Here is a 21,229-nt window from a genome sequence, read left to right on the forward strand (position 1 = left end):
AGGTGGCGAAATAGTCCCCGAGCACGCGCGACGGGTCGAGCCCCCGGTCGTGGATGCGCGGATAAAAGCCCGTGAGCAATGTCTGCGCCAGCGGCGGGACGGGGTGCAGTCGGGCCACCTCGGGGAGCGAGAACGGCAACAGGCGAAGCACGGCCGTACGGCCGGCCAGCGACTGGCTCACCTGGGACATGAGCTCGAACTGCTGGCTTCCCGTCAGAACGAAACGTCCAGGGGTTGGGTCGGCGTCTACCATCGCCTGAAGGTAAGAGGGGATCTGCGACGCGCGCCGAATCTCATCGATGATGGCGCCAGCCTCGAGGCCCTTCAAGAAGCCACGTGGATCTTCTTGTGCGAAGCGCCGCGTGTCGGGATCCTCCAGCGTGACGTACGGCTTGTCAGGGAACAGGCTTCGACACAGTGTGGTCTTCCCACTCTGGCGAGGCCCCGTCAGGGTCATCACAGGGTACTGACGAGACAGTTGCGCGGCGAGCGGCGAGCGGCGAGCGGCGCGATGTCGCGAGGAATCATGACATGCGATTTCACGCATACTGTGCAAATTGAAGATTTAATCTTGTATTTGCAGACCCTGGCCAGTCTTCACCAGATGTGGAAGAACGGGCCGACGCGGAACTGACCATGTTCCCTGGGTCCCGCTCCCCGGCTGCATCGAGCTGCTGCTGCGCTGAGCGGTCCAGCGCAAGAGGTTCATTTCAGAGCGCGGACTCCCGAGTGCGATCGCGGTCCTTCCACTTGACCTCTCCTCGCTTCGGCTCTTGCTTGACTTCGCAAGCTCTGCCCCAGCGGTCCTCGCGCCAGTCCATGTGTCAGTCGTTGCGCCGCCAGCGGCAAGCGCTTACGCTCAGCGCCGATACGGATTGTGGGGGCGGCGGTCGTAGCGGTCGGGCACGCCGTCGCGGTCGCTGTCGCGGCGCGCGTGGCGGTAGCCGGCATGGCGGTCGTGGCGGTGGTCGTAGCCGTGCCGCACGACATGGCGCGGCGGGGGCGGCGGAACAACGACCACGTGCGGGCGATAGCCATGGTCTCCAAGGTGCGGCTGCGCTTGCGCAGGAGCACTCAGGGCGGCCAGAGAGAGCAGGGCGGCCGCAGCCAATGCGAGGGACAACTTCTTCATTGCAACTCCTTCGAGTCGTTGGATTCAGGAGTTCCCATGCTGAAGGCGCCATGTGAAGGGCCGGTAAGGCTGCGGCGAATTTCCGATGAACTTTTTTGCGGGGCATTCCGGCATGCGCGGGCGCTGCCTCCCTAGACAGGCGGCATCCCCTTCAGCGCCCTCGCGGAGCGCGCGAGCCCTTCGAGGATCCGGCCCGACACCGCAGCCGGAAACCGCGCAGGCAGGCGCGCAGCGATCCGGTCGATCACGCCTGGCGTTGCCGCGAGCACGCGCTGGATGATGTTCTCGGCATCCGGGCCGTAGTGGCACTTCTGCGCCATGGCGTTGAAGTGGCGCCGTTCGATGGTCTTGAAGTGGTAGTGCCTGTTCTTGCCGGACAGGGCCATCGCGAGCTCGGCCTCGTGCCTGGAGAACTGGTTCGGGCCGTTGCCTTCCAGGGGCCAGATGGACATCACGTCGTAGAGGGGCGTCAGCCTGTAGCGGCCCATCGGGAGCCAGGCGATGCTGAAGTTCTTGGCATGCCCATCGGGCGCGCCCAGCATCCAGAAGAGAAGCTGTGCGGTGAGGAGCGTTGCCAGGTCTTCCTGCGCGTTGACCGAATTGCGCAGCACGTCGGCCAGGTCGGTCATTCCCGGTCCGCCGTCCGCTTCGTATTTCAGGTGCGACGGCTTGCCCAGGGCCTGGCAGAAGTCCTCCTGCGGCAGGCGCAGCCACCAGTTTCCGGACGAATGCAGCCGACGGTCGAAACGCTCGACGGCCAGCACCTTCTGCGAACCGAACCGGAGCATCGCGGTCCGGGGCACGGGAACGCCGTACGCCTGGAGGATGTTCAGGCAGAGCCACTCGTTCTCCACCGAGGTGCTGAGGTCGGCCTTGCGATGGCCGACCAGGCCCAAAGGCAGCTTCAGGATATGCGTGGTGGGGGTCGAGCCCTGCGGACGCACCCACTGGCCCTCGTGCCACAGGAGCGCGGTTTTCTCCTGGGCACCCGCCAGGGAGATGCGCAGCTCGTCGCCAGGCACTGCCTGCGCGGCGAAGCGGCCCGGATCGACCGTCTGCAGCAGCAGCCGTTCGACGCCGGCTTCGCTCATCGGCTCGCCCTCGATGCGTTGCACATCGGCCGGGCTGGCGTTCTCTCCCAGCAGCTGGATGGCGCCCACGCAATCCCTGCCGATCGCCTGCAGCAGGTCGAAGGCCTGCGTCGTCTGCGTGCCGAAGCGGCTCGCGATGCGCTGGCGGATGGGCAGGCTGTCCGGCAGCAGGTTGTCGAAGTAGTTACGGACGACCGCGCCCTTGTGGGTGAAGCCGCGCACCAGCGGCAATGAAAGCGAGAGCGGGCGCCCGGCGGGCGAATCGGCCCAGGCATCGTCATAGCGCAGTTCGTCCGCCCCGTGCGCGGGAATGCGCCAGCTGCCGACCCGTTCACCGTTGGCCCAGATGGAAAGGGCCTGGAGGCCCCGTGTGCGTGCCATGCTCACCACTCCTGGGAAGCTGCCTTGCTGCCGGTGGGCGCGAGCCTCTTGGAGCCCACCACCATCTCGAGGCCCAGCACGCCGAAGATGGCCAGCAGCTGTTCCAGGCTCAGCGAGCCCGGGTTGAGCTCCATGTGGGACATCCGGCTCTGGCTGATGCCAAGCCGTTCGGCCAGCCTGACCTGCGAAATGCCCGCTTCCTTGCGCGCGGCCTTGAGCAGCGCGCCGAGCTGGGAGGGAACCGAAAGGACTTGCTGCATGTGAATACCAATGAGATTGGTATCCCGAGATTACCTATGTCATGGGTATTTGTCAAAAACCCATCACATAGGTAATTTTACAAATACCCATGAGATGGGTAAACGGCCAACAAGCGCAGCCGTCTTCGAAATACTATCGATCCAGGAACTCGATCGCCTTGGGCACGAAGTCGGCATGGAACTGGAACACGCCGCCGTGGCCGGCATCGGGGTAGATGATCAGCGTGCTGTTCGGAAGCCGCCACGCCAGCTCGTGCGAGTTCGCGGTCGGGACCATCCGGTCGTCGTCCCCGTTGACGATGAGCGCGGGCTGCCTGACCACCGAAAGATCGGCGGGCTGCTTGCGGCCCCAGGCCTTCACCGCCCGCAATTGCGCCAGGTACGCGGAGATCGTGATCTCCTTGTCGCGGTTTTCGGAGCGTTCCTTCAACCGTGCGAGAAAGGCCTTGCCGGCTTCGATGCCGCCCGGCGTGCGCGTGAAGAAAAGGAACTGCTTCGGATCCTGGCCGGTGAGAAGACCCCGCAGCAGGTCGCAGTGCGCGACCCTGGCCACCGTGCTGATGCCCTCGCCGCCCGCGGGGCCGGTGGCCGCAAGGATCATCTTGCGTACGAGTTGCGGCACCTTCAGCACGATGTCCTGGGCGATCATTCCGCCCATCGACAGGCCGAAGAGGTCGACCTGCGCGAAGCCCATCGCCTCGATGAATGCGATGGCGTCGCTCGCCATCTGCTCCACCGAATCGGACGGCGAACCGCTGGATGCGCCGACGCCGCGGTTGTCGAAGGCGAGCACGTGGTGCTTTGCCGCAATGCCGTCCATGATGCGCGGGTCCCAGTTGTCCAGGACGGCCGCCAGGTGCACGAGAAACACCACGGGTGTTCCGCCATGGTGCGCTCCCAGCTCCCGGTACGCAAAATCCACGCCGCCGGCGGAGATGGATCTCGTTGGAACGTCCGCCCAGCGGTGCACTCAGCCCACCTGCGGAAGGTAGCTGGGCCTGGGCGCGGTCATCCCTTGCTTGACTTGCTGCGTGAGCTCATCGGCCAGCACCTCGTCGAGGCCCGATTCGAGCCCGTCGAGCGCACGCTTCACGATGTCTTCAGGGCTCGTCTTCGGCACATCGAACCCGCGCGTGAGATCGGTGTCGACATAGGCCATGTGCAGTCCAAGCACCTGCGTCTTCTGCGCCGACAGTTCGCTGCGCAGGGCATTGGTGAGCGACCACGCGGCCGACTTGCTCGCCGCATAAGCTGCCAGCTCGCCGCCGTTCACCCATGAGGCGACCGACAGGACGTTGAGCAGCGCGCCGCCGCCGTTGGCTTTGAGAATCGGCGCGAAGGCCTTGCTCATGCGCAGCACGGCAAAGAAGTTGGTTTCGAAAATGCGCCGCGCCGTGTCTTCACTGTCGTCCGCGAGAAAGCCGCCGACCTGGGCAATGCCGGCGTTGTTGACCACCAGCGTCACGTCGGATGCCGCAGCCGCGGCAGCCGCCACGTCTTGCGGATTGTTGACGTCCAGGCGCAGCGCCTGGACGCCGGCCTGGGTCACGGTTTCAGGGTTGCGGGCGCCCACGTAAACCTTGCGGGCGCCGCGGGCCAGCAGCTCGCGCGCGAACGCCAGGCCGATGCCGCGATTGGCGCCCGTGACGAGGGCGACGGAATTTTCGATCTTCATGAGGAATCTCCAGGAAAAGAAGGGAACGGGAAATGAACGGGGCTCACTTGAGCTTGACGACGACCTTGCCCTTGGCGCGGCCTGCTTCGACATAGGCCAGGGCTTCATTGGTGGATTCGAACGGGAACACGCGGTCCATCACGGGCCGGATGGCACCGGCTTCGATCAGGCGCGTGATCTCGCGCAGCTGGGTACCGTTCGCCCTCATGAAGAGGAACGAGTAATCGACGCCGCGGTTTCTGGCCCGGCGCCTGATGCCCGAACTCAGCAGCCGCATGGCCAGCTTCACGAAGCCGGGTGCGCCGCTCTGCTTGGCGAATGCCGGGTCGGGCGGTCCGGAGATGGAGATGAGCTTGCCGCCGCGCTTGAGCACGCGCAGGGATTTCTCGAGCGTCTTGCCGTCCTGGCTGTTCAGGACCACGTCGTAGTCGCGCAGCACGTCCTCGAAGTCCTGCGTGCGGTAGTCGATGGCGACATCCGCGCCCAGGCGCTTCACGAGCTCGACATTGGTCGGGCCCGTGGTCGTCGCCACGCTGGCGCCCAGGTGCTTGGCCAGCTGGATGGCCAAAGTGCCCACGCCGCCGGAGCCCGCCTGGATGAAGACCTTCTGCCCCTTCTTGAGCCCGGCCTTCTCGACCAGTGCCTGCCACACCGTCAGGGCCACCAGCGGAATGGAAGCGGCTTCTTCCATCGTGAGGCCCTGCGGCTTCAGCGCGAGCGACGCCTCCTTGACCGCAACGAACTCGGCGAAGGTGCCGATCCGGAAATCGTCCGCCCGCGCATAGACCTCGTCGCCCGGCTTGAACTGCCGCACGCGCGGGCCGACCTTGGCCACGACGCCGGCCACGTCGTGCCCCAGCACCAGGGGCAGGCGGTACGGCAGGATGAGCTTGAACTCGCCGTTCCTGATCTTGGCGTCCAGCAGGTTCAGGCCTGCGGCATGCACCTCGACCAGGACCTCGTCATCGCGCAGCTCCGGCGTCGGCACGTCGGCCGGCCGCAGCGCGGCTTTCTTGCCGTATCGATCGAGAACAAATGCTTTCATGGTTTTCCTTGTTCCTGGCGTATCCAGGTCTGTGAACGGCCCAGTATTGGCACACCGATGTAGCCGCGCACGCTGAGCTTCTTGCCGTTGTCGGTCAGGCGCACAGTGCTGCGGTAGACCTTGCCGTTGTCGGGATCGAGGATCTGGCCGCCGGCGTATTCGCCGCCTTCCTTGGCGAGGCCGCTGAGGATCACCAGCCCGACGACCGGTGCGTTCCTGTTGGCGCCTTCGCACTTCTCGCAGGTCGGATTCGGGTCTTCGTTCGGCGCCGGGAACACCCTCTCGATCTTTCCCTGGAGGACGCCGTTCGATTCGGTGAGGCGGATCAGCGCCCGCGGCTTGCCGCTGACGTCGTCGACGTTCTTCCACAGGCCGACGGGCGATGTCTCGTCCGCCCGGGCCGGCAACGCCGTGAGCGCTGCGGCCGCGGCGAGCCCCTGGAATGCGAGCGCGAAAAGGAGCGGAAGCGCGCGCGCCTTGCCGGTGGGGTTCCGCTTATGTCGCATGATGGTCATCATATTTTTGGTCGAACAGAAAGGGATGTGGGATTCGTGCCGCGGTGGATTCAGGCCGGCGTCAAATGCTTGAGCGTCGCCTCGCGCAGGCCGGCCGACAGCGCCGGCTCGTCGACCGCACGTGCCAGCAGCAAGGTGCCGACCATGGTGGCAACGGTCACCAGTGCGCGTTCATGCGCCGCGGGCTGCCCCCAGTCGGGCGACTGGCGGGCGACGAGATCGATCATTTCCTTGACGTACCGCGTGGTCACGCGCCGCACCTCGGCGGCCTGGCGTGGCGTTTCCGAGCCCAGCGCGGCCAGCGGGCACCCCGTCTCCGCGTGCGCCACATGCTCCGGCGAAAGATAGGCGCGCAGCATGGAGGCCAGGGCCTGCCCGGAGGGCTCGTCGGAAGCGACTTGTGCGGCCGCCGCGGCCGATTCGGTGCAGGCCCGGCCCGCCGCTTCGGCCAGCATGGCTTCGCGCGACGGGAAATGGGCGTAGAAGGCGCCATGGGTCAGGCCGGCTTCCTTCATGATGTCGGCCACGCCGGTGCCGTCGTAGCCGCTGCGGCGGATCGCACGGGCAGCCACGGACAGGATGCGCTCGTGCGAGGCTTCCTTGGCCGCCGCCCTTGTGCTGTGCTTTGTATTTCGCATGATGCGTATCATACGTATTATCCGGCCATGGCGCAAGCAGGGCTGCTGCGGCAGAACGTTCCTGGGCGCCGCCGCGCAGGCGCCGAGGCCGTCTCGTCAGAGCTTGATGCCCGCGCCCTTGACCGTCGGACCCAGCACGTTCACCTGCTCCTTCACGAAACCGTTGAACATGGCGACGGTTTCGGGCTTGGCCACGATGCCCAGGTCGGTGAGCTTCTTCTGGATCTCGGGCATCACCAGCACCTCGTTGCAGGCCGCGTTGAGCCGCGCCACCACGTCTTCCGGCAGCCTGGCCGGGCCGGACAGGCCGAAGAAGTTCTCGAGCACCAGCTTCGGCTGCTTGAGCTCGGCGATGCTCGGCACGTCCGGCATCAGCGGCGAGCGCTGGGCGCCGGTCACGGCCAGGGGCACCAGCTGTCCGCTCTTGAAGAAGGGAACGTAGGCGGTGATGACGTCGATGCCCACCGGAATGGTGTTGGCGATCAGGTCGGTGGTCATCGGCGCGCCACCGCGGTAGGGCACGTGCACCATGTTGATCCCGGTGATCTTCTTGAGCAGCTCGCCGTGGATGTGGCCGATCGAACCGGGGCCGCCCGAGCCGAAGTCCATGCGGCCGTCCTTGCGTCCGGCCGCCTCGAAGTCCGCATAGCTCTTGAACCCCGACGGCTTGCTGGCCATGATGACCAGCGGCGCCGCGCCCAGGTAGGCGATGTGGCTGAAGCCTGCCACCGGATCGTAGGGCTGCTTGTCGAGCGTGAAGGGGCCGAGCGCGATCGGCGTGGTGTTCGAGAGCATCAGCGTGTAGCCGTCGGGCGCGGCCGCGGCCACCTGCGCGCCGCCGATGGTGCCGCCCGCGCCGGGCTTGTTGTCCACGACCACGGGCTGTCCCAGCTTCTTCGACAGCTGTTCCGCGAGCAGGCGCGCGAGCACGTCGCTGGAGCCGCCCGGCGGAAAGGTCACGATGATCTTGATCGGCTTGTCGGGCCATTGCGCGAAGGCGGGCAGGGCGAGCGAGGCGGCGCCTGCCGCGAGCATGTGCAGCGCAGTGCGGCGGGTGGAGCGAAAGCTGGTGGTGGTCATGGCGTTGTTCTCTGCGGGCGGTGGGGGGAAACCACCGGATAGCAGGAACCGGGCCCGGCGCGGAAAGCCGCAATCCCGCCAAACTTGTTACTCCCGCGGCGGGGTGGGCGGTGCCAAACTTTTCTTCTCGCCCAACCAGGAGATCCAAGCCATGACGAGTTCCACCGAGAACGGAAAGAAGGGCACCGCGCCCGCCATGCACACCCCACCGGTCGTTTCGCCCGAGGCGTGGGAAGCGGCCCGCGAGCAGCTGCTCGTGAAGGAAAAGGCCCAGACCCGCGCGCGCGACGCGCTGGCCGCCGAGCGCCGGCGCATGCCGTGGATGGCCGTGGAAAAAACCTATGCCTTCGAAGGACCCGCGGGCAAGGTCAGCCTGCCCGAGCTGTTCGACGGCCGGCGCCAGCTGATCGTCTACCGCGCCTTCTTCGAGCCCGGCGTGTTCGGCTGGCCCGACCACGCCTGCCGCGGCTGCTCCATGGTGGCCGACCAGGTCGCCCACGTCGCCCACCTGAACGCGCGCGACACCACCCTCGTCTTCGTCTCGCGTGCGCCGCAGGCGGACATCGCGCGGCTGAAGGCGCGCATGGGCTGGGAGATCCCGTGGTTCACGCTCACCGACAGCTTCGACGCCGACTTCGGCGTGCACGAATGGCACGGCACCAACGTGTTCTACCGCGATGCAGGCGACCGCGTGTTCCGCACCTACTTCCTCAACAACCGCGGCGACGAGCAGATGGGCAACACCTGGAACTACCTCGACGTCACGCCGCTGGGCCGGCAGGAGGTGTGGGAAGACTCGCCCGAGGGCTACCCGCAGACGCCCACCTACAAGTGGTGGAACTGGCACGACAACTATGCCGAAGAGGCCGCACCCGACAAGAAGTGGGTCGAGATCTCCACCGCCGGCGAGGCGGCGTTCCGCGAGCAGAGCTTGAAGGCGAAGCGATGAGGCGGGGCAAGTAGCTTCGCGCGTGGCGCGCACTCAAGCCGAAAGCCGCAGCATCGGCAGGTGCCATCCGCCGTAGATCCCGCCGAGCCGGAGCGCCACGACCAGCAGCAGCCCCGCGTGAAAGGCCCAGCGGCGCGGCATTCCGGCGGCCTGCAGCAGCAGGTAGGCCGCAATGCCCGCGATGGCGGCAGAGCCATAGATGCCGCTGCTCAGCAGCAGCGGAATGCGGTCGGTGAGCACATCGCGCAACAGGCCGCCGGCGGCGCCGGTCATGGTGCCGATCAGGATCACGACGAGCGCCGGCAGGCGCCGCTCCTCGGCCACCTGCGCGCCGGTCATCGCAAAGAGCGCGAGGCCCAGCGCATCGGCCAAGGCCAGCGCGTGCTCGGGCAGCGGGAAGAAATGAACCCATGCGATGGCGGCCGCGGTCGCCGCCAGGATCGCGTACACATAGCGCACTTCGCGGATCCAGAACACCGGATGGCGGTCCAGCAGCAGGTCGCGCAGCGTGCCGCCGCCCACGGCCGTGACGGAGGCGATCACCACCACGCCCAGCCAGTCGAGGTCCGCACGGCCCGCCGCCAGCACGCCGCTGATTACGAACACCGCGATGCCGGCGAGATCGAGCATATACAGCAGCATGGCGATCCCGTCAGCGCTGCTGCCGGGCGGCATGTTCGACGAGGCGCGCCATCGCCGCCGCGTTCTCGGTGCCTTCGGCGGCCAGTCCGTTCACGGTGCCCCACCGGTCCTGCAGGTCCTCGTCCTGGCTTGCCTTGAGCTTGCCGACCAAGCGCTCGATCGGAATCTCGATGCCCACCACGGCACGCAGCATCCTGTCGATGAAATCCGCCGGCGCGTCCGTCATCTGCCAGGGCAATTGCTTCGAGGACTCATGGGCGGCCGTGAGGCGCGTCAGCATGCCGCGCAGCCAGTGTTCGTCGTCGATGGCCCGCGCCACGCCGTGCGCATGGGCGACGGCGTAGTTCCAGGTCGGCACGACCTTTCCGTGCGCCTGCTTGCCCGGATACCAGCCGGGCGTGATGTAGGACTGCGGACCCTGGAACATGACCACCGAATGCCCCGCGGCAGGCAGCAGCTTCCACACCGGGTTGGCACGCGACACGTGGCCCATCAGTGTTCCGAACGGGCCGCGCGACCTGTCCAGCAGGAAGGGAACATGGTTGGCGACCAGGCCTTCGCTGCCGGGCACGACCCATGCGCCCAGCGGGTGGGCTTCGATCAGGGCCTGGGCTTCGGCGGGCTCGGGCAGCGCGTGGTGCTTGGATACGTACACGAAAACTCCAGGGAAGTGGGTGCTGCTGCGGCCGTGGTGCCGGGGCGGTGAAGCCCGTCGCTTTCTCATGTGCCCCGTACGAAATCCACGAACGCCCGCAGCGGCGCCGGCAGCAACCGGCGGCCCGGATAGTAGAGGAACGGGCCCGGGAAGCGCAGCCACCAGGGCTCCAGGATCGGCTCGAGCGCGCCGCTTTCGAAATGCGGCCGAAGCCAGTCCTCGAACAGGTAGACCACGCCGGCACCGGCGATGGCCGCATCGACCGTGAGATCGGCCGCCGCGCCGATCCGCACGATCAGCTGTCCCGTCACGTCGATGCGCAGGCTTTCGCCGTCGCGTTCGAACTCCCATGGAGGCATCGACCCGCTGGCAAAGCGCCCGCGCAGGCAGGCATGGCCGAGCAGCTCGCGCGGATGCTGCGGACGGCCGTGCCGATCGAGATACGCCGGGGCCGCCGCGACCGCGAAGCGCTGCAGCCGCGGGCCGATCGGCACCGCGACCATGTCCTGCTCGAGCCGCTCGTCGTAGCGGATGCCGGCATCGCAGCCGGCGGCCAGCACATCGACAAAACCGTCCTCGGCAATCACTTCGAGCGAGATGTCGGGATAGGCCGCAAGAAAGCCCGGCACGATCGACGGCAGCACGAGCCGCGCGGCGCTGATCGGCACGTTGAGCTTGAGCGTGCCGGTGGGCCGGTCGCGAAAGCCGTTCACCACGTCCAGCGCCGCACCGACTTCAGCCAGCGCGGGCCTCAGCCGCTCGAGCAGGCGTTCTCCGGCTTCGGTGGGCCGCACGCTGCGCGTCGTGCGGTGGAGCAGCCGCACGCCGAGCTCGGTCTCCAGCCGGCGCACCGCTTCGCTCAGGGCCGAAGCGCTTGTGCCGCTCAGGCGTGCGCCGTCGCGAAAGCCCTTGGCTCCCGCCACCGCCACGAAGGCGTTCAGATCCCCGAGGTCGACGTTCATTGTCTGGAATTCCGCACAGGCTGTGCCGATTATGGTGGGTTATCAAGCAGCGAGGCGCTGCCTAGACTGGGCTTCACGACCTCGTTCCCCCACTTCAGCGCTTCAGGAAAGACACCATGTCCAGCACGCAGACCCCCGGCACCTTCACCCTCGGCGACCGCGCCGTCCATCGGCTCGGCTACGGCGCGATGCAGCTCGCCGGTGCCGGCGTGTTCGGCCCGCCCAGGGACCGCGAGGCGGCCGTGGCCGTGCTGCGCGAGGCGGTCGCGAATGGCGTCGACCACATCGACACCAGCGACTTCTACGGCCCGCACATCACCAACCAGGTCATCCGCGAGGCCCTCGCGCCGTATCCGAAGGACCTTGTCATCGTCACCAAGATCGGCGCGCGCCGCGACGGCACCGGCGGCTGGCTGCCGGCGTTCTCGCCCGCGGAGCTCGCGCAGGCGGTGCACGACAACCTGCGCCACCTGGGCCTGGAGGTGCTGGAGGTGGTGAACCTGCGCCTCATGTTCGACGTGCACGGCCCGGCCGAGGGCTCGATCGAGGCGCCGCTCGCGGCGCTGGCCGACTTGCAGCGCCAGGGCCTCGTGCGCCATGTCGGCCTGAGCAACGTGACGGCGGCCCAGGTGGCCGAAGGCCGCCGCATCTGCCGCATCGCCTGCGTGCAGAACCACTACAACCTCGTGCACCGCAACGACGATGCGCTGATCGATGCGCTGGCGCGCGACGGCATTCCCTATGTTCCGTTCTTTCCCCTTGGCGGCTTCAGCCCGCTGCAGTCTTCGGGGCTCTCCGACGTGGCGCAGCGCCTGGGCGCCACGCCGATGCAGGTGGCGCTGGCATGGCTGCTGCGCCGCTCGCCCAACATCCTGCTGATCCCCGGCACCTCGTCGGTCGCGCACCTGCGCGAGAATCTGGCAGCGGCAAAGCTGGAACTGCCGGCCGATGCGATGGACGCGCTGGACCGCGTGGCGGGCGCTTCCGCTGCCGGATAGAAAAGCCCGGAGCTCGTGTCACGCAGAACGCGCTCGCGGCCGATCTCGGCACCGGACCCCAGCGCTCTGCCACAAGGCTATGTATTTCCGTCGGCGTGCCGGTAGATCCTTTCGACCACCTTCACCCGAGCACCCAGCGCCTCGAAGCGATGGACAAGCTCGTCCTTCAGGGCAACGCTGACGCTGTCGTCCAGCAGCGGCAGCGGCAGCCGATGCCTGAGCTTCAGCAGGCTTGCGCCCGCGAGGTGCCTGTAGTCCGGATGCGCCTTGAGCGCCGTCAGCACCCGCAGGGGCTCGTCGCCCAGGTCCGTCAGGTGCACCGTGTGGAAGACCGTGGGCGCACCGCCCCTCGGCAGCGAAGGCGGCACATGCACCCGGATGCGCGCCATCAGCGTCTGGAGATTCGGGAACAGCGGCTGCGGCGACCAGCGGCCGCTCCCGTGCCAGTCCCACAGCACCGGCACCTCGGGCTGGCTGATGTCGCCGATCAGCGGGTCGCCATCGGCGTTCTGCAGGACTACCCAGTGCGGCTGCCACAGGCCCGCATCCACGGCGTCGCTCCACACCAGATGCTCGGGCGTGCTCGCCTTCGGGTCCAGGATGAAGCGGTAGCCTTCCATGTCGGCCAGCAGGCTGGGCGCGTCGACGGCGCCCGAGCCGGTGAGCACGCCGCCTCCATCTTCGCGCCAGCTCGGCGCCTCCAGCACAAGGGACCGGCTCCCCATGCGGCGGCACCATGCGAACCAGTCCTGGATCGGCGGGGGCAGGGGCGGCAGGGTGAACCGGGCGCCCAGCGAGGCTTGCACGGCGGTGCGGCTCGGCCAGTTGTCGCGCGTGAGGGCCATCGATTTCAGGACGCCTGCACGGGTTGCACCGGCGGCACCGGAATGTCGAAATGCAGCACGTCTTCGCGCACGCCCAGCTTCGTGTACAGCGCGACGGCCGGCGCATCGGGCGGATCGGCCTGCACGAAGATCACATAGGCCCCGCGCTCGGCGCCGATGCGCTGGAGCTCGCGGATCAACGCGGTCGCGACGCCCCGGCGCCTGTGCTCGGCGGCAACGGCGAGGTCGTAGATGTAGATCTCGCTGCGCTCCTGCTCGAACTTTTTCAGCTCGTAGGCCGCGAGGCCGCCGATGACTTGCGATCCCTCGCGCGCCGCCAATGCAATGAAATAGTCGGTGCCCAGCAACTGCCGCAGGTACGCAGGCCGGGGGCGGCGGGCACCGTAGGTGGCCGGTTCGTCGAAGGCTTTGCCGAAAACAGCGAGAAGCTCCGTCATCAGCGGACCGTCGTCGGCCGAGAGCTGCTGAACCGTGTAGCTGGCGGGGGTCGAGGACATGGCGGCATCCTAGCAACAGCAATCTCAGGCGGCGCTCATGGTCTTGCCGGCACCCTCCCCATGGTGCAGGGGCAGCCAGAGCGTGAAGCGCGTTCCGCCGCTGCCCGATTCCCAGCGCACCGTGCCGCCGATGGCCAGGGCTCGCCGCTGCTGGTTGCGCAGCCCGCGGCCGCTTCGGCGCAGGGCCTCTTCCACGGCAAAGCCCGCGCCGTTGTCCTCGATCACCACGCAGACGCCCTGGCCGTCCGTCGCCGTGCTGAAGCGGATGACGGTGGCCCGCGTGTGGCGCAGCACGTTGGCCACGCACTCCTGCATGATGCGCAGGATGTGCAGTGCGCTGCCCGGGTCCAGCCAGGACAGCGCGGGCACCGACTGCACTTGCCAGTGCAGCGCGAGGCCGGCGCTCTCGATGCGCGGCGCCAGGCGAAAGCGCAGGGTGGCCAGCAACAGCAGCAGGTCGGCGTCCACGCTCTCCATCGAATCGATGGCCAGCTTCAGGTCGTCCATGCAGCCCTTGAGCACGCCCGAGATCTCGGTGCCGCTCATGGCGCCTTGCTCCACCGATCGGATGGCGCTGATCAGCGACGAGCCGAGGCCGTCGTGCATGTCCTGCATCAGGCGCCGGCGCTCGGCGCCGAGCATCTGCTCGTTCTCGATCACGCGCAGCCGCTGGTAGCTTTGCTCCAGCTCGGCCTCGCGCGCCTGCAGGCGCTGGGCGAGGCCCTTGTTCAGCCGGGCCACCTCGGCGAAGGCGCCCGTGTAGCGCTGGAACATGATGTACGAGAAGATGAAGAACAGGCTGATGATGGCGTAAGGCGAGGTGTACACGCTCTCCGGGCTTACCAGGTTGTTCTGCAGCAGCCCGTCATAGGAAGTGAAGGCCAGCGCCAGCACGGCCCAGCCCGCCACCAGCCGCCCCTCGGGAAACTTGGCGCGCAGCGCCTTGCGCAGGTTCACCGCGAAGATCAGCACCGTGACGGGCAGCACCGCCAGGTTGAGCAGCGGCGTGAAGAGGTAGAGGCTGGGGATCGCCCTGGACACATGGGGCAGCGTCGCAACGCTGCAGGCCAGCGCCAGCCCCACCGACAAGCGCGTGAGCCAGCGCGAGGGCTGCTGGTGCAGGCGCTGCAGGAACAGGTGGATGAGGATGATCAGCCAGAGCAGCGAAGCCACGGTGATCCATTCGAACCACTCGTCCGAGACCAGCAGGTAGTCGCCGCTCACGAAGTAGTGCAGCATGCGCAGGAAGGCCATTGCCGAAATGGCGAAGAACAGCAGGTAGAGCGATTCGCGCCGCTTGCCCAGCCACACCGCGAAGGCGAAGGCCCCCACCGCCAGGAAGGCCGCGCTGCCCATGAACGGCAGCTGCACCTGCAGCAGCTGGCGCAGCAGATAGCGCCAGCTCAGCGAATTCTCGCCGCCCACCCACACGGTGGAGAACCCGCTCCCGCTGCTGGGCAGGCGATCGACGCGGATCAGCACCGACACCGGTGAAGGCGTGTTCGCCGCCGCGTTCAGCGGCAGCAGCAGCGGATGGTTGTAGCCGTTGTGCACCGCGCTGCCCTGCGACTGGTAGAGCAGCACGCCATCGCCGTACACCGCGATGCGGCCCAGGGTCTTCCAGCGCGGAAGGTACAGGAGCAGCGGCTGCTGCGCCGGTGGCGCGAGCCCGGCCAGATCGATGCGGTACCAGTCGGTGACGGTGCGCACACCGCCGGCCGGCGTGGGCACCAGCTCGCGCGCGGCCGTGCGCGGCAGGTCGATCGCCTGCCATCCCTCGCGCGGCAGGCCGGCGTCCTCAATGCGCCGCGGCGGGGCCGAATAGCCCGTGCCGGGAACGGACAGCAGTTCGGCCCGTGTGATCTGGACCGCGCCGCCCTGCCGCGGCGTCGCATCCATGGCCGGCGCGCCGGCGGTGCTCGCACAGGGCAGCAGGGCCAAGGGCAGGGCGAGCCACAGCGTTGCGGTCCACCGGCCAAGGGCAACGCAGGATGGTTTCATCAGGACACAATTATGTGCCTGACAAAGTTTTCCGTTAAATGGAAAAACTAGGCAAATTCGCTGCTCGCTCGGGCGATGTCGAGGCTGGATGTCTGCCCGCGCATCGGCGCCTCTTCAGGGTTAATACCAGATTACCTTGAGAAGGGTCAGAAAGATAATTTCCATTCATTGGAACTAACAGCAGAACTTTCATGGCCGAGCGTCCTTCATTGACAGGTGTCTTCCCTGTTCTTCCCACCCCCTTCGATGCCCAGGGGCGGCCCGACGCGGCTTCGCTGCGCAGGCTGGTCGAATATCTGCTCCGGTGCGGCGTCGATGGCATGACCTACCCGGGCGTCGCGAGCGAGGTGGGCCAGCTCGCGCCCGACGAACGGCAATCGCTCCTCGATGTCGTGCTGGCCGAAGTGGCGGGCCGCGTTCCGGTGATCGCTGGCGTTTCGAGCGGCGAGACCGCGACGACCGTTCGCCTCGCGGCCGAGGCAAGCGCGCGCGGCGCGGCCGCGTTGATGGTGGCGGTGCCGCCGGACCGCAAAGGCGCGGCCGGGCAGATCGCCTATTTCAGCGAGGTCGCGCGGGCGGCCGAGGGGACTGCGCTGATGCTGCAGAACGTGCCGCCGCCGGTGGGCGCGGGGCTGGACCCCGAGGTGGTGCTCGAAGTCCTGGCGGCGGTTCCGTCGATCCGTTATGTCAAGGAGGAAACGCTGCCGAGCGGGCAGCGCCTTTCGGTGCTGCGCGAAAAGGCGCCGGCCAGCCTGCTGGGTGTCTTCGGCGGCGCGGGCGGGCGCTACATCACCGACGAACTGCGCCGCGGCGCGGCCGGCACCATGCCCGCGATCGAGCTGGCGGAGGTGCACACCGCGCTCTTCAAGGCGCATCGCGCGGGCGACGCCGACCGGGTCCGCGCGCTCTTCACGCGCATGCTGCCGGTGCTGAACGTGCAGGCGGTGTTTCGCTGGTCGCTGACGAAGTACGTGCTCAAGAAGCGCGGCCTCATCGCCGACACGCGCCAGCGCATGCCGGGCCCGCTGCTCGACGCGCAGGACATGGCGGACGTCGACGCCTTCCTGGCGGACATCGCGGACCTGCTGCTGCCGCAGGACCGGCTGCCATGACCGGCTTCGCGAAGATCGCGCAGGTCGAGAGCTTCATCGTCTCGCTGCCGCGCGACACGCCCTACCTCGGGCCGCTGGGCCCCGGCGAGAAGATCAACGAGCGCGGCTACCTCGTGCGCAGCGGCAATCGCGCGATCTATCCGTCGACCGACATGTCGGTGCTGATCAGGATCACCGCCGACGACGGCACCGTCGGCTGGGGCGAGACCTACGGCATCGTCGCGCCCGATGCGGTCACGAGCATCATCGACGACGTGATCGGGCCGGTGATCGTGGGCCGCGATCCGCGCGACGCGGTGGTGATCCAGGAAGACCTGTACGACCTGATGCGCGTGCGCGGCTTCTTCGGCGGCTTCTACGTCGACGCCATCGCGGGTGTCGACATCGCGGTGTGGGACCTCTTCGGAAAGCTGGTGGGCCAGCCCGTGGTCAAGCTGCTCGGCGGCCAGCGGCTCGAGACCGTGCCGGCCTACGTGTCCGGCCTTCCGGGCGCGAGCCTCGCGGACCGGCTCGAGCTTGCGCGCGGCTTCGTCGCCAAGGGCTTCGATGCCTTCAAGTACCACGCGGCCGTGTCCTTCGACGGCATCGTGGCCGAGATGCGGTCGCTGCGCGAGGGCCTGGGCGACGGCGTCAGGCTGATGGTCGACCTGCACTGGAAGTTCACCGCGCAGGAAGCGGTGCAGCTCATCGACCAGCTCGCGCCCTACAGGCCCTACTTCGTCGAGGCCCCCTGCCAGCCCGAGGACATCGAGGGCCAGGCCCATGTGGGCGCGAGCGTGCGCGTGCCGCTCGCGCTGGGGGAGGAATGGCGCACGGTCTTCGAGTACCGCCCCCGGCTGGAGCGGCGCGCGATGTCGATCGTGCAGCCCGAGATGGGACACACCGGCATCAGCCAGTTCATGCAGATCGGCCGCATGGCCCATGCGTTCCACATGAAGGTGATCCCGCACGCCAGCATCGGCCTGGGCATCTACCAGGCCGCGAGCCTGCACGTCACGGCGGCGCTGCCCAATGCGCCGATGCACGAATACCAGCACTCGGTCTTCGACCGCAACCTGAAGTACGTGCGCACCGCAATGCGCTGCGACGCCGGGGTCTTCCATCTGCCCGAGGGCCCGGGCCTGGGCATCGAGCCCGCCCCGGAAGTCTGGCAGTTCCTCAGAAAGAAAGGTGCTTCGCAATGAAGGCGTCATTGATCGCCATCGACTGGGGCACTTCGAACCTGCGCGCGAGCCTGCTCGATGCGCATGGCGGCCTGCTCGAAGCCCGCAGCGCACCCGGCGGCGTGATGGCCGTGCCCGACCGGCGTTTCGCCGAGGCACTGCTGGCGCTGTGCGGCGACTGGATCGACACGCATGCGGTGCCGCTGATTGCGAGCGGCATGATCGGCAGCCGCCAGGGCTGGCGAGAGGCGCCCTATGTCGCCTGTCCGGCCGGGCTGCCGGCCGCCGCGTCGCAGCTGGTGCGGGTGCAGGTCAGGCCCGGTGCGGTGCTGCACATCGTGCCCGGCATCCGTTGCATCGGCATCGACGGTGTGCACGACGTGATGCGCGGCGAGGAAACCCAGCTCTGGGGCGCAGGCCTTGCGGCCGGCGACTGCTGCGTGCTGCCCGGCACGCACAGCAAATGGGCTTGGATGGGCGAGGAGGGCAAGGTCGAGCGCTTCGAGACCTTCATGACCGGCGAGTTCTACGGCCTGCTGACGAAGCACGGCATTCTCGGCCGGCTCATGGCGTTCGGCACGGCGCGGCCCGAGACCTTCGATGCCGGCGTCAGGCTGGGCCTGGCACAGCATGGCAACGCGTTGCACGTGGTGTTTGCGGCGCGCACCGCCGGGCTCATGGGCGACATCGATCCGCAGGGCCTGCCCGACTATCTCTCGGGCATCCTGATCGGCCTGGAGATCGCGAGCGCGACCGCGCGGCATCCGCAGCGCAGCGTCACCTTGCTGGGTGACGACGACCTGTGCGGCCGCTACGAAACCGCGCTCGGCATCGCCGGGGTGGACACGCGCCGCGCGAGCGACGGGGCGACCACGCGAGGGCAATGGCGCGTCGCCCTCCAGGCCGGTCTCGCAAAGGAAATGGCATGAACGGGATCATTGCCATCCTGCGCGGGATCGCGCCCGGCGAGGTGCTCCAGGTGGGGCATGCGCTGGAAGCCTGTGGCGTCCGCTGCATCGAAGTGCCGCTGAATTCGCCGCAGGCGGTCGCCAGCATCGAGGCTCTCGCACGCGAGTTCGGTGACCATGTGCAGATCGGAGCGGGCACCGTCATGACCGCCGCGCAGGTCGACCGGGTCGTCGACGCCGGCGCGCAGCTGGTGCTGTCGCCCCACTTCGACGCCGGTGTCGTGCGCCGCACCAAGGCACGGGGGGTGTATTCGATGCCCGGCGTGGCCACCCCCACCGAAGGCTTCGCGGCCCTGCGGGCGGGAGCCGACGCCCTCAAGCTCTTTCCCTCCGAGCTGCTGGGTACCGCGGCACTGAAGGCATGGGCCGCCGTGTTCCCTGCGGGGACGCCGATGTTCAGTGTCGGCGGCGTCAACGCCGACAACATCGGCTCTTTCAAGGCGGCCGGTGCATCAGGGGTCGGCATCGGGTCCGGTCTCTACACGCCGGGCATTTCGATCGACGAACTGACCCGCCGCGCCAGGGCGCTGATCGCGCGCTGGTCGGCAGCCTGAAGAAATCCAAGGAGACAAAGATGGTGTTCCGCAAAGACAAGAGAATCGTCCTGCGCCTCGCGCTTGCCTGCGCGCTGCTTCCCGCCTTCGGCGGCGCGCAGGCCCAGTCTGCGCCGGCTGCGTATCCGTCCAAGCCGATCAAGTTCATCGTGCCGGTGCCGGCCGGCGGTGCCGCGGACGCCATGGCGCGCATGATCGCCACGCACCTGCAGACCCGATGGGGCCAGCCCATGGTGGTCGACAACAAGCCCGGCGCCGGTTCGAGCGTGGGCATGGCGGTGGTCGCCAAGGCCGCGCCGGACGGCTACACCATCGGCATGGGCAATGTCGCGGCCAACGCCATCAATCCCGCCGTGCGGCCCGAGGCCTTTCCCTACGATCCGGTGAAGGACTTCGCCGCGGTCACGATGGTGGGCATCACGCCGCTGATCCTGGTGGTGAATCCGCAGAAGGTGCCGGCGCGCACGCTGCCCGAGTTCCTTGCGTACCTCAAGGCGCATCCGGGGCAACTGAGCTACGGCTCTTCCGGTGCGGGTTCGGCGCTGCACGTGGGCATGGAACTCTTCATGCAGAAAACCGGCACCTCGATGGTCCATGTCGGCTACAAGGGTTCCGCGCCCATGCTGACCGACCTGCTCGGCGGACAGATCGATGCCGCGATGGATGCGGCCGCCACCTCCTGGCCGCAAGTGCAATCGGGCAAGCTGCGCGCGCTTGGCGTCTCGACGGCGCAGCGGGTGTTCTTCGCGCCCGAGCTGCCGCCGATCGCCGAGTCCGTGAAGGGCTTCGAGATGAATCCCTGGCACGGTGTCATGGCGCCGGCCGGCACGCCGGCCGTCATCGTCGACAGGCTCGCGGCCGAGATCCAGGCGTTCCTGCGCCTGCCCGACACCGAAGCCAAGCTGCGCGAGCGCGGCGTGGTGCGCGTGGGCTCGAGTCCCGCGGAGTTCGCGAAGAGCCTGCGCGATGAAGCGGCCTTCTACAAGAAGCTCGCGGCCGACGCGGGTATCAAGACCGAATGAGCCGCCGGACCCGGGACCCCGCCATGCGAACTTCGGCAACTGCTCTCCCGCTTCCGCGCCGCGCCATGCTCGGCCTGCTGGCTGCCTCGGCGGCACCGTCGCTCTGGCCCGTGCCCGCCCGCGCTCAGGCGGCGTGGCCCACGCGGCCCGTCACCGTGATCGTTCCGTTCGCGCCGGGCGGCGCAGGCAATGGCTCCGTGCGCATCCTGGCCGAGCTGATCGGGCCGCGCCTCGGCCAGCCGCTGGTGGTCGACAACCGTCCGGGCGCGGGCGGCATCACCGGCACCGCGATGGTGGCCTCGAGCAATGACGACCACATGCTGCTGATGGGCAGCACCACCATGACCATCCTGCCGGCGCTGCGCAGCGACCTGGGCTACGACGTGCAGCGGGACCTGCAGCCTGTGGGCATGATTTCGACGCAGCCGCTGGTGCTGGCCGTGGGGGCCGGCTCGCCGGTGCGCAGCCTCGACGATCTCGTGGCCCGCGGCCGCGCGGGCGAGCTGAGCGCCGGCAACAGCGGCGTCGGCACGCTCTCGCACCTGGCCACCGAGCTGCTCAACCGCAAGCTCGGCACGCGCCTGCTGCCGGTGCCCTACAAGGGCGACAGCGTGCTGATCCCCGATGTCGCGGCGGGCACCGTGTCCATGGGCGTGATGAATCTTCCGGTCGCGCTGCCGCTGATCCAGGCCGGCCGCCTGCGCGCGGTGGCCGTCACCTCGGCGCAGCCCCTCGCGAGCCTGCCCGGCGTGCCGGTGCTGCGCTCGCTCGGCGAGGAGTTCGTCATCTCCGGCTGGGCCGCACTCTTTGCGGGCCGCAAGGTGCCCGCGGCGGGCGTGGCGCAGCTCGAAAAGCTGCTGCGCGAAGCCATGGACACGCCGGCGGTGCGCGAGCGCTTCGCCGGCTTCGGCGTGACGCCGGCAGCGTCGACCCCTGCGCAGCTGCACGCCTATGTGCAGGGCGAAACGGCGCGCTGGGCGGACGTGGTGCGCAGCCGCGGCATCAAGCTCGAATGAGCCGTGCCGGCGGCCGGCGCGCGGCGGG

23 protein-coding genes and 1 pseudogene are annotated in these 21,229 nt (G+C 68.2%); 8 read left to right on the plus strand and 16 right to left on the minus strand.

Annotated features, from left to right (window positions below; translation table 11 throughout):
• Positions 1–175: 175 nt before the first annotated feature.
• The 10 genes and pseudogenes from ACAM58_RS32325 to ACAM58_RS32370 all read right to left on the minus strand — a co-directional run.
• Positions 176–547: pseudogene (locus ACAM58_RS32325) on the minus strand (AAA family ATPase); the annotation flags it as partial.
• 312 nt (positions 548–859) lie between these two features.
• Positions 860–1,132, minus strand: a complete 273-nt coding sequence (locus tag ACAM58_RS32330; RefSeq protein ID WP_278879097.1) for a hypothetical protein — start codon at positions 1,130–1,132, stop codon at positions 860–862.
• A 131-nt stretch (positions 1,133–1,263) separates the two neighbouring features.
• Positions 1,264–2,604: a type II toxin-antitoxin system HipA family toxin gene (locus tag ACAM58_RS32335; RefSeq protein WP_369664787.1), complete on the minus strand. Its 1,341-nt coding sequence runs from the start codon at positions 2,602–2,604 to the stop codon at positions 1,264–1,266.
• A 2-nt stretch (positions 2,605–2,606) separates the two neighbouring features.
• Positions 2,607–2,864: a helix-turn-helix domain-containing protein gene (locus ACAM58_RS32340; protein ID WP_369664788.1), complete on the minus strand. Its 258-nt coding sequence runs from the start codon at positions 2,862–2,864 to the stop codon at positions 2,607–2,609.
• A 133-nt stretch (positions 2,865–2,997) separates the two neighbouring features.
• Positions 2,998–3,834 (minus strand): alpha/beta fold hydrolase, encoded by an 837-nt coding sequence (locus tag ACAM58_RS32345; protein WP_369664789.1) that lies wholly within the window; start codon positions 3,832–3,834, stop codon positions 2,998–3,000.
• Positions 3,835–4,539 (minus strand): SDR family oxidoreductase, encoded by a 705-nt coding sequence (locus ACAM58_RS32350; RefSeq protein ID WP_062365176.1) that lies wholly within the window; start codon positions 4,537–4,539, stop codon positions 3,835–3,837. It abuts the gene before it with no gap.
• Positions 4,540–4,582: 43 nt separating this feature from the next.
• Positions 4,583–5,584 (minus strand): NADP-dependent oxidoreductase, encoded by a 1,002-nt coding sequence (locus ACAM58_RS32355; RefSeq protein WP_369664790.1) that lies wholly within the window; start codon positions 5,582–5,584, stop codon positions 4,583–4,585.
• Complete coding sequence (locus tag ACAM58_RS32360) at positions 5,581–6,102, minus strand: DUF2147 domain-containing protein (protein ID WP_369664791.1); 522 nt, start codon at positions 6,100–6,102, stop codon at positions 5,581–5,583. Before ACAM58_RS32360 ends, ACAM58_RS32355 begins: the two co-directional genes overlap by 4 nt.
• A gap of 47 nt (positions 6,103–6,149) precedes the next feature.
• The gene (locus tag ACAM58_RS32365; protein WP_369664792.1) at positions 6,150–6,749 is read right to left on the minus strand and encodes a TetR/AcrR family transcriptional regulator; all 600 of its coding nucleotides are present in this window, start codon (positions 6,747–6,749) and stop codon (positions 6,150–6,152) included.
• Positions 6,750–6,833: 84 nt separating this feature from the next.
• Positions 6,834–7,817, minus strand: a complete 984-nt coding sequence (locus ACAM58_RS32370) for a Bug family tripartite tricarboxylate transporter substrate binding protein (protein WP_369664793.1) — start codon at positions 7,815–7,817, stop codon at positions 6,834–6,836.
• A gap of 151 nt (positions 7,818–7,968) precedes the next feature.
• Between ACAM58_RS32370 and ACAM58_RS32375 the strand changes: the two genes are divergently transcribed.
• Positions 7,969–8,766 (plus strand): thioredoxin family protein, encoded by a 798-nt coding sequence (locus ACAM58_RS32375; RefSeq protein ID WP_062365171.1) that lies wholly within the window; start codon positions 7,969–7,971, stop codon positions 8,764–8,766.
• Positions 8,767–8,799: 33 nt separating this feature from the next.
• On the opposite strand, the gene ACAM58_RS32380 is transcribed toward ACAM58_RS32375, so the two are convergent.
• The 3 genes from ACAM58_RS32380 to ACAM58_RS32390 all read right to left on the minus strand — a co-directional run bounded on the left by ACAM58_RS32380 (position 8,800) and on the right by ACAM58_RS32390 (position 11,025).
• Complete coding sequence (locus ACAM58_RS32380; protein WP_369664794.1) at positions 8,800–9,408, minus strand: trimeric intracellular cation channel family protein; 609 nt, start codon at positions 9,406–9,408, stop codon at positions 8,800–8,802.
• Positions 9,409–9,418: 10 nt separating this feature from the next.
• Positions 9,419–10,063: an FMN-binding negative transcriptional regulator gene (locus ACAM58_RS32385; protein ID WP_369664795.1), complete on the minus strand. Its 645-nt coding sequence runs from the start codon at positions 10,061–10,063 to the stop codon at positions 9,419–9,421.
• 65 nt (positions 10,064–10,128) lie between these two features.
• Complete coding sequence (locus ACAM58_RS32390; protein WP_369664796.1) at positions 10,129–11,025, minus strand: LysR substrate-binding domain-containing protein; 897 nt, start codon at positions 11,023–11,025, stop codon at positions 10,129–10,131.
• A gap of 116 nt (positions 11,026–11,141) precedes the next feature.
• Here ACAM58_RS32390 and ACAM58_RS32395 point away from each other — a divergent pair, with 116 nt between their 5' ends.
• Complete coding sequence (locus tag ACAM58_RS32395; RefSeq protein ID WP_062365145.1) at positions 11,142–12,023, plus strand: aldo/keto reductase family oxidoreductase; 882 nt, start codon at positions 11,142–11,144, stop codon at positions 12,021–12,023.
• Positions 12,024–12,100: 77 nt separating this feature from the next.
• Here ACAM58_RS32395 and ACAM58_RS32400 read toward each other — a convergent pair whose 3' ends face one another.
• From ACAM58_RS32400 to ACAM58_RS32410, 3 genes are read right to left on the minus strand one after another with little or no spacing between them, the layout of a single operon-like run.
• Positions 12,101–12,868, minus strand: coding sequence for a hypothetical protein (locus tag ACAM58_RS32400; RefSeq protein ID WP_369664797.1), 768 nt, complete (start codon positions 12,866–12,868; stop codon positions 12,101–12,103).
• A gap of 5 nt (positions 12,869–12,873) precedes the next feature.
• The gene (locus ACAM58_RS32405) at positions 12,874–13,365 is read right to left on the minus strand and encodes an AAC(3)-I family aminoglycoside N-acetyltransferase (protein ID WP_062365143.1); all 492 of its coding nucleotides are present in this window, start codon (positions 13,363–13,365) and stop codon (positions 12,874–12,876) included.
• Between the two features lie 24 nt (positions 13,366–13,389).
• Positions 13,390–15,366 carry an ATP-binding protein gene (locus ACAM58_RS32410; RefSeq protein WP_062365142.1) on the minus strand — a complete coding sequence of 659 codons (1,977 nt, stop codon included), beginning with the start codon at positions 15,364–15,366 and terminating at the stop codon, positions 13,390–13,392.
• Between the two features lie 191 nt (positions 15,367–15,557).
• Here ACAM58_RS32410 and ACAM58_RS32415 point away from each other — a divergent pair, with 191 nt between their 5' ends.
• From ACAM58_RS32415 to ACAM58_RS32440, 6 genes are read left to right on the plus strand one after another with little or no spacing between them, the layout of a single operon-like run.
• Positions 15,558–16,478, plus strand: a complete 921-nt coding sequence (locus ACAM58_RS32415; protein WP_369664798.1) for a dihydrodipicolinate synthase family protein — start codon at positions 15,558–15,560, stop codon at positions 16,476–16,478.
• A complete protein-coding gene (locus ACAM58_RS32420; protein WP_062365140.1) occupies positions 16,475–17,662 on the plus strand; it encodes a mandelate racemase/muconate lactonizing enzyme family protein in 1,188 nt (395 codons plus the stop codon). Before ACAM58_RS32415 ends, ACAM58_RS32420 begins: the two co-directional genes overlap by 4 nt.
• Entirely contained in the window at positions 17,659–18,570 is a 912-nt protein-coding gene (locus ACAM58_RS32425) for a 2-dehydro-3-deoxygalactonokinase (protein ID WP_062365139.1), read from the plus strand. Before ACAM58_RS32420 ends, ACAM58_RS32425 begins: the two co-directional genes overlap by 4 nt.
• Positions 18,567–19,163 carry a 2-dehydro-3-deoxy-6-phosphogalactonate aldolase gene (locus tag ACAM58_RS32430; RefSeq protein ID WP_278874133.1) on the plus strand — a complete coding sequence of 199 codons (597 nt, stop codon included), beginning with the start codon at positions 18,567–18,569 and terminating at the stop codon, positions 19,161–19,163. The genes ACAM58_RS32425 and ACAM58_RS32430 overlap by 4 nt, the downstream gene beginning before the upstream one ends.
• Positions 19,164–19,183: 20 nt before the next feature.
• Positions 19,184–20,185, plus strand: coding sequence for a tripartite tricarboxylate transporter substrate binding protein (locus tag ACAM58_RS32435; RefSeq protein WP_062365137.1), 1,002 nt, complete (start codon positions 19,184–19,186; stop codon positions 20,183–20,185).
• Between the two features lie 23 nt (positions 20,186–20,208).
• On the plus strand, positions 20,209–21,201 hold the full coding sequence (locus tag ACAM58_RS32440; RefSeq protein WP_062365136.1) for a tripartite tricarboxylate transporter substrate binding protein: 993 nt from the start codon (positions 20,209–20,211) through the stop codon (positions 21,199–21,201).
• The last annotated feature ends 28 nt before the right edge of the window (positions 21,202–21,229 follow it).

Source organism: Variovorax sp. V116 (assembly GCF_041154435.1).
In the GTDB taxonomy this organism is placed as follows: domain Bacteria; phylum Pseudomonadota; class Gammaproteobacteria; order Burkholderiales; family Burkholderiaceae_C; genus Variovorax; species Variovorax paradoxus.